The organism is Streptomyces sp. R-74717 (assembly GCF_047305335.1).
Taxonomy (GTDB): domain Bacteria; phylum Actinomycetota; class Actinomycetes; order Streptomycetales; family Streptomycetaceae; genus Streptomyces; species Streptomyces atratus.
In genome coordinates, this window is record NZ_CP102361.1 from 4,725,001 (window position 1) to 4,732,500 (window position 7,500).

At 63.0% G+C, this 7,500-nt stretch carries 6 protein-coding genes, 2 rRNA genes and 1 pseudogene (2 of these 9 cut by a window edge); 4 read left to right on the plus strand and 5 right to left on the minus strand.

Features of this window, described 5'->3' with window-relative positions; genetic code table 11:
* Positions 1–25: the start of a hypothetical protein gene (locus NRF20_RS21595; protein ID WP_413753109.1), read on the minus strand. Its footprint begins 488 nt before the window's first position; only the first 25 of its 513 coding nucleotides appear in the window; its start codon is at positions 23–25; its stop codon lies beyond the left edge, outside the window.
* A gap of 35 nt (positions 26–60) precedes the next feature.
* Positions 61–474 (minus strand): winged helix-turn-helix transcriptional regulator, encoded by a 414-nt coding sequence (locus NRF20_RS21600; protein ID WP_398635266.1) that lies wholly within the window; start codon positions 472–474, stop codon positions 61–63.
* An 85-nt stretch (positions 475–559) separates the two neighbouring features.
* Between NRF20_RS21600 and NRF20_RS21605 the strand changes: the two genes are divergently transcribed.
* The 4 genes and pseudogenes from NRF20_RS21605 to NRF20_RS21620 form a co-directional block, all read left to right on the plus strand.
* On the plus strand, positions 560–1,372 hold the full coding sequence (locus tag NRF20_RS21605) for an NAD(P)H-binding protein (RefSeq protein ID WP_413753110.1): 813 nt from the start codon (positions 560–562) through the stop codon (positions 1,370–1,372).
* 37 nt (positions 1,373–1,409) lie between these two features.
* Entirely contained in the window at positions 1,410–1,649 is a 240-nt protein-coding gene (locus NRF20_RS21610; RefSeq protein ID WP_413753111.1) for a helix-turn-helix domain-containing protein, read from the plus strand.
* Between the two features lie 126 nt (positions 1,650–1,775).
* Positions 1,776–2,897, plus strand: coding sequence for an IS30 family transposase (locus NRF20_RS21615; protein ID WP_398635268.1), 1,122 nt, complete (start codon positions 1,776–1,778; stop codon positions 2,895–2,897).
* Positions 2,898–2,980: 83 nt separating this feature from the next.
* Positions 2,981–3,268: pseudogene (locus NRF20_RS21620) on the plus strand (MerR family transcriptional regulator); the annotation flags it as partial.
* Positions 3,269–3,371: 103 nt separating this feature from the next.
* On the opposite strand, the gene NRF20_RS21625 reads toward NRF20_RS21620, so the two are convergent.
* From NRF20_RS21625 to NRF20_RS21635, 3 genes are all read right to left on the minus strand, one after another.
* Positions 3,372–3,671 (minus strand): hypothetical protein, encoded by a 300-nt coding sequence (locus NRF20_RS21625; RefSeq protein ID WP_413753112.1) that lies wholly within the window; start codon positions 3,669–3,671, stop codon positions 3,372–3,374.
* A gap of 819 nt (positions 3,672–4,490) precedes the next feature.
* Positions 4,491–4,607 (minus strand): 5S ribosomal RNA (gene rrf, locus NRF20_RS21630).
* Positions 4,608–4,686: 79 nt separating this feature from the next.
* Positions 4,687–7,500 (minus strand): 23S ribosomal RNA (locus NRF20_RS21635) (it continues 311 nt past the right edge of the window).

Below are 7,500 nucleotides of genomic sequence, written 5' to 3' on the forward strand. Positions count from 1 at the left end.
GGGGGATCGACCCGTGGCGCGTCATGGTCGGCAAGGTGCGGAGGACCGTGGCCCGTTCGTTCAGCGGATCCCGGAGTCGGGATGTTCGGCATCCCATTCTTCGCGTGCTCGGGCGATGGCGTCGCGGTGTTCTGCTGACCAGTCCGCGAGGGCTTTTACCAGATGTGTGAGGCTGTGGCCCATCGCTGTGAGCTCGTACTCGACCTGTGGGGGCACTGTCGGGTGCACAGTCCGGGTGACCAGCCCATCCCGTTCCAGCCGACGCACGGTGAGCGTCAGCATCCGTTGCGAGATACCGGGTACGGCGCGTTGCAGCTGCCGAAAACGGCGTATGCCCTGGGCCAGTTCGACCACGACCAGGACCGACCACTTGTCCCCGATCCGGTCGAGCACCTCGCGGATCCCACAGTCCTCGTGCTCGTCCCCACAGCTGACGACGGGTCCGGCGGTTACCTCCGTGTGCCCCACTGACATCGAAGTGCCTCCTTACGCTCCCTGACGCAAATCCGCAGGATGATCCCGGTTACCGAAAAGAACCTACCGGAACAGGAAGACCCTGATGATCCTGGTTACTGGAGCCACTGGCGCCTTGGGCACGCTGATCGCCGAGCAGCTGGCCGGCCGTGACGACACCGTCCTTGGAACGCGTGATCCTCAGCAGCCCCAGACTTCGCTGCCTGTCCGCCGCATCGACTTCGACCATCCCGACACGCTCATCACGGGTTTCGAAGGCGTGAACGTACTGCTGATGATCTCCGCAGGCTACGGCGAGGATGACACCGTCATAGCCCGGCACGATGCCGCCATCGACGCGGCCGAGAAGGCCGGGGTGGAGCATGTCGTCTATACAAGCCTCACCGCTGACGGCGACCACCTCCCCTACGCCCTCCCGCACCGCTGGACCGAGCGTCGGCTCCAGGAGAGCACCCTGGCTTGGACGATCCTGCGCAATGGCTTGTATGCAGAGCTGCTGGCCTGGCTCGCGGCGCCGTCGGCGGACGGGCGGATCACTGCCCCGCTCGGCAAGGGCCGGCTGGCAGCCGTGGCACGCGCGGATCTGGCCGATGTCGCGGTACGTGTCGCGGTGGAAGCCCCCGACCATGCGGGGCGCGTCTATGAACTCGTCGGTGAGCAGGCCATCGGCGGCACCGACCTCGCGCACGCACAAGGGCCGCACGTCACCTATGAGCCGGAGACACTCGCCCAGGCCCGCGCGCGCATCGCCGCTTCCGGCGCCAAACCGTTCCAGGTGCCCATGCTGGTGGGCACCTACTCCGCCATCGCTGCCGGATTCATGTCCCGCACCGGCGGCGACCTGCGTCAACTCCTGAGCCGCGAGCCCCGTTCCTCGCTCGCAGCGGCCCTCGCGTAGTCCCAGAGCAAAGACCCTGCGCAGCCAGGAAAGTTTCATGCCTTGCGCAACCAAGGCTGTCCCGACTGCGGTTGTAGTGGAACTCGCCGTGCAGGTGCGGCAGGCACTGCGGGCGAAGATCATCTTCGCGGCGGCCGACGGACTGGCCAGTGCTGCGATCACACGTGAGCTGAAGGTCAGCGTCAACACCGTGCGCAAGTGGCTGGGCCGGTTCGCCGCCGGTGCCCTGGCCGCTCTCAAGGACGCGAAACGGCCCGGCCGGCCCCTTGAGTTCTAGTGGTTGTCGCAACACCCCAGTTCAGGGGATGCGATGGACTTCAAGATCCGGGACCGGTCCGTTATCCAGGGGCGCCGTCCCTTGTCCGAGGAACGGCGCCTCTACCTTCAGCTCATGCAGCAGGGTGTGAGCAACAAAGAGGCATGCCGGATCGTCGGCATCAACGAGAAGACCGGGCGGCGCTGGCGTAACGGCCGTGCCCCGTCCGGCGGGACCACCGGGGCGCCACCGATCACCGCGGTGGCGCCCCCGCCCGGTCCCTCGCGGTATCTGCGTGAGACCGACCGCATTCACATCGCCGACCGGCTGCGGGAGAAGGCCACGGTCCGTGCGACAGCCGCCGAACTCGGCCGCAGCCCGTCCACGGTCAGCCGGGAGATCCGCCGCAACCGTCACCCGGTCAACGGCCAGTACCGCCCGCACGCGGCCCAGGCCCGCGCTGATGCCCGCCGGCCCCGGCCGAAGCCCGGGAAGATCGGCCAGAACCCGCAGCTGCGGGACTTCATCCAGGGCCACCTGGACATACGGTGGAGCCCGGAACAGATCTGCCAGGCTCTACGGGCACAGTTCCCCCAGCAGCCGGAGATGCACGTGGTCCACGAGACGGTCTACCAGGCCCTCTACGTCCAAGGCCGGGGTGAACTGCGCCGCGAGCTGGCCCGCGCCCTGCGCACCGGCCGCGCCCGACGCAAGCCGCGCCGCCAGGCCCAGCAGCGGCAACCCCGGTTCGCCACCCCGATGGTCATGATCAGCGAACGCCCCGCCGAAGCCGAGGACCGTGCCGTCCCCGGCCACTGGGAGGGCGACCTCATCATCGGCAAGGACGGGAAGTCCGCCATCGGCACCCTGGTCGAACGCGCGACCCGCTACGTCATGCTGCTGCACCTGCCCGGCGACCACGGCTCCGAAAGCGTCCGGGACGCGCTGGTCACCACGGTCCAGACTTTGCCGTCCCACCTCACACGGTCCCTGACCCGGGACCAGGGGTCGGAGATGGCCGCCCACGGCTCCTTCAGCGTCGCCACCAGCATCCCGGTCTACTTCTGCGACCCAGCCAGCCCCTGGCAACGCGGCTCCAACGAAAACACCAACGGCCTGCTCCGGCAGTACTTCCCCAAGGGCACCGATCTCTCGGTCCACGCGCGCGAACACCTCGACGCGGTCGCTGCTGAACTGAACGGCCGCCCACGCAAAACGCTCGGCTGGGAAACCCCAGCCGAGCGCCTGCATAAACTACTCGCGGCCTGACCAAACCAACCACGTGTTGCAACGATCCCTAGAAACCGCCCCCCGTACCTACGGGCCGGAGGTGCGCGTCGCCGTGGTGGCCACTGCCCGCCGAGCGCGACCGGCTCGATGCCCTGGCCGACACCGTCTCCCGCACGATCGCCGAACTGGAGCAGTCCAGGAAGGACGGCAGGCCCATGACAAGCATCAACCAGCCGGAGAACCTCTTCGAAGGCGTCCGGCCCGCGCAGTACGAGGAGAGCCTGCGCGACTTCCCCGAACACGCCGAGCAGGTCCGACGCCGCACCGCGACGATGAGTCAGGCCGAGATCGAGGCCGGGCAGCGCGAGCGCACCGCGCAGATGGCACGGCTGGCTGAGCTGATGGCGGGGCTGGCGTCGGAGAGCGGGCTTGGCTTCCGGGCCGAGCAGTCGCCAGGCGGCGTACGCCCCGGACACCCCGGCGCTGACGACCGCAACGTCGATCACCCCGTGCTTACCCGCCGCCGGGCCGTTCACGCCGCAACGGCACCATGGTCTTCGGCCACGCTGCATCCCGGGGCGCCGGCTGCGCATCCACATCCCACGGACCCTGGGCGACCTTGGCGGCGGCGGTGTTGCCGCCGTCCGGAGCCAGCACCGTATTGACCCGCCTGCGGGCGATCGCCCACTCCTGCCCTTCCTGCTCGGCTGCGGCCACTTCGGCCTGGATGCGGTCGGCCTCTTCACGCAGCCCGTCAACTCGACGGCGAGCAGCGACCTCTTGCTGTTCCAGAAGTCCGGCGATCGACGGCATCCGCGACCTCCCAGGGAGCGACGAAACTACAGGCCGCGACTCCCACGAAGTCACCGGCCCTATGCCTGACGAGCGAAAACATCTCCCTCAGGTTCAGTAAGCCAAGAGCTACATACCCTCACCCACACATCGCTCATGCCGCGGACAGTACAGCCCAAGTCCGGGACACGGATTGAGTGATAGCCGTCGCTCCAGGACCAGAGGGGTGGGGATGTAGAACCGCGCGGTGATCCAAGAGAGGCGGTCCATGAGCGACTCGGCGGCGACGAGGCCGGGGAAAAGGCGATACCGGTCGCCGGGTGCCCGGTTGTTGGTGATTATCACGGGCCGGCCCCGTCATTCACTGATCAGCTCGCGGAGGTCGTCGGCGTGGGCTGCGGAGAGCCGACGCATGGCGAAGGCGTCGAGGACGAGCACACGGGGCCGTACGAGTTAGATAGAGGTCTTGCCGAGTGGGCATGACACCAACGCAGACTGAACAACCACGCTGGTTCCGGGGTCAGCACGGCCGAGCTGATAAAGGTCGTCGAAGCTCTGCAGCGGCTCCGATTCGCAATCCGGCAAGTGAACCGAGGAGGTAAGGCTCTTCCCTCCTGCAGCTTCCAGGAACGAGCGGTACGGCGTCGCCAGAGGCAGCCCGATCTCCCGTTCGAGACCTTCAAGCTCGTCGGCCTCGCACGGCCTGAACGGGCCAAGGACCAAGCGGCCCCGGTACCAGCACGATGACTCGTCAGACACCGCAGGATTGTCGCACCTCCCGGCCCTGTGAACGCAGAAAAGCCCCGTGCCACAAGGGCACGGGGCTTTCCCGTAAAAGGAGTTCGGCGGCGTCCTACTCTCCCACAGGGTCCCCCCTGCAGTACCATCGGCGCTGAAAGGCTTAGCTTCCGGGTTCGGAATGTAACCGGGCGTTTCCCTAACGCAATGACCACCGAAACACTATGAAATTAACCAACACCGGAACACAACACGGCCGTTCGTTATTTCAGAACAAACACAGTGGACGCGAGCAACTGAGGACAAGCCCTCGGCCTATTAGTACCAGTCAGCTCCACCCGTTACCGGGCTTCCACATCTGGCCTATCAACCCAGTCGTCTACTGGGAGCCTTAACCAATCAAGTTGGTGGGAATACTCATCTCGAAGCAGGCTTCCCGCTTAGATGCTTTCAGCGGTTATCCTTTCCGAACGTAGCCAACCAGCCATGCCCTTGGCAGGACAACTGGCACACCAGAGGTTCGTCCGTCCCGGTCCTCTCGTACTAGGGACAGCCCTTCTCAATATTCCTACGCGCACAGCGGATAGGGACCGAACTGTCTCACGACGTTCTAAACCCAGCTCGCGTACCGCTTTAATGGGCGAACAGCCCAACCCTTGGGACCGACTCCAGCCCCAGGATGCGACGAGCCGACATCGAGGTGCCAAACCATCCCGTCGATATGGACTCTTGGGGAAGATCAGCCTGTTATCCCCGGGGTACCTTTTATCCGTTGAGCGACAGCGCTTCCACAAGCCACTGCCGGATCACTAGTCCCGACTTTCGTCCCTGCTCGACCCGTCGGTCTCACAGTCAAGCTCCCTTGTGCACTTACACTCAACACCTGATTGCCAACCAGGCTGAGGGAACCTTTGGGCGCCTCCGTTACTCTTTAGGAGGCAACCGCCCCAGTTAAACTACCCATCAGACACTGTCCCTGATCCGGATCACGGACCCAGGTTAGACATCCAGCACGACCAGAGTGGTATTTCAACGGCGACTCCACAACCACTGGCGTGGCCGCTTCAAAGTCTCCCACCTATCCTACACAAGCCGAACCGAACACCAATATCAAACTGTAGTAAAGGTCCCGGGGTCTTTCCGTCCTGCTGCGCGAAACGAGCATCTTTACTCGTAGTGCAATTTCACCGGGCCTATGGTTGAGACAGTCGAGAAGTCGTTACGCCATTCGTGCAGGTCGGAACTTACCCGACAAGGAATTTCGCTACCTTAGGATGGTTATAGTTACCACCGCCGTTTACTGGCGCTTAAGTTCTCAGCTTCGCCGACCCGAAAGTCAGCTAACCGGTCCCCTTAACGTTCCAGCACCGGGCAGGCGTCAGTCCGTATACATCGCCTTACGGCTTCGCACGGACCTGTGTTTTTAGTAAACAGTCGCTTCTCGCTGGTCTCTGCGGCCACCCCCAGCTCACCGAGCAAATCGGATCACCAGTGATGGCCCCCCTTCTCCCGAAGTTACGGGGGCATTTTGCCGAGTTCCTTAACCATAGTTCACCCGAACGCCTCGGTATTCTCTACCTGACCACCTGAGTCGGTTTAGGGTACGGGCCGCCATGAAACTCGCTAGAGGCTTTTCTCGACAGCATAGGATCATCCACTTCACCACAATCGGCTCGGCATCAGGTCTCAGCCTTAACGTGTGACGGATTTACCTACCACACGGCCTACACCCTTACCCCGGGACTACCACCGCCCGGGCTGGACTACCTTCCTGCGTCACCCCATCGCTTACCTAGTACAAGTCTGGTTCGTCGGCTCCACCACTACCCTCAACTCCGAAGAGATCGGGCCGGCTTCACGGACTTAGCATCGCCTGATTCAGTATTGGGCGTTTCAAAGCGGGTACCGGAATATCAACCGGTTGTCCATCGACTACGCCTGTCGGCCTCGCCTTAGGTCCCGACTTACCCTGGGCAGATCAGCTTGACCCAGGAACCCTTAGTCAATCGGCGCACACGTTTCTCACGTGTGTATCGCTACTCATGCCTGCATTCTCACTCGTGAACCGTCCACAACTCGCTTCCGCGGCTGCTTCACCCGGCACACGACGCTCCCCTACCCATCCGTACTCCCGTTGGGGATACATGTACGAATGACACGACTTCGGCGGTACGCTTGAGCCCCGCTACATTGTCGGCGCGGAATCACTTGACCAGTGAGCTATTACGCACTCTTTCAAGGGTGGCTGCTTCTAAGCCAACCTCCTGGTTGTCTCTGCGACTCCACATCCTTTCCCACTTAGCGTACGCTTAGGGGCCTTAGTCGATGCTCTGGGCTGTTTCCCTCTCGACCATGGAGCTTATCCCCCACAGTCTCACTGCCGCGCTCTCACTTACCGGCATTCGGAGTTTGGCTAAGGTCAGTAACCCGGTAGGGCCCATCGCCTATCCAGTGCTCTACCTCCGGCAAGAAACACACGACGCTGCACCTAAATGCATTTCGGGGAGAACCAGCTATCACGGAGTTTGATTGGCCTTTCACCCCTAACCACAGGTCATCCCCCAGGTTTTCAACCCTGGTGGGTTCGGTCCTCCACGAAGTCTTACCTCCGCTTCAACCTGCCCATGGCTAGATCACTCCGCTTCGGGTCTTGAGCGTGCTACTGAAACGCCCTATTCGGACTCGCTTTCGCTACGGCTTCCCCACACGGGTTAACCTCGCAACACACCGCAAACTCGCAGGCTCATTCTTCAAAAGGCACGCAGTCACGACTGCATGTGCAAGCACATACAGCGACGCTCCCACGGCTTGTAGGCACACGGTTTCAGGTACTATTTCACTCCGCTCCCGCGGTACTTTTCACCATTCCCTCACGGTACTATCCGCTATCGGTCACCAGGGAATATTTAGGCTTAGCGGGTGGTCCCGCCAGATTCACACGGGATTTCTCGGGCCCCGTGCTACTTGGGTGTCTCTTAAACGAGCCGTCAATGTTTCAGCTACGGGGGTCTTACCCTCTACGCCGGACCTTTCGCATGTCCTTCGCCTACATCAACGGTTTCTGACTCGTCTCACAGCCGGCAGACCGTGAAAAAGAGATCCCACAACCCCG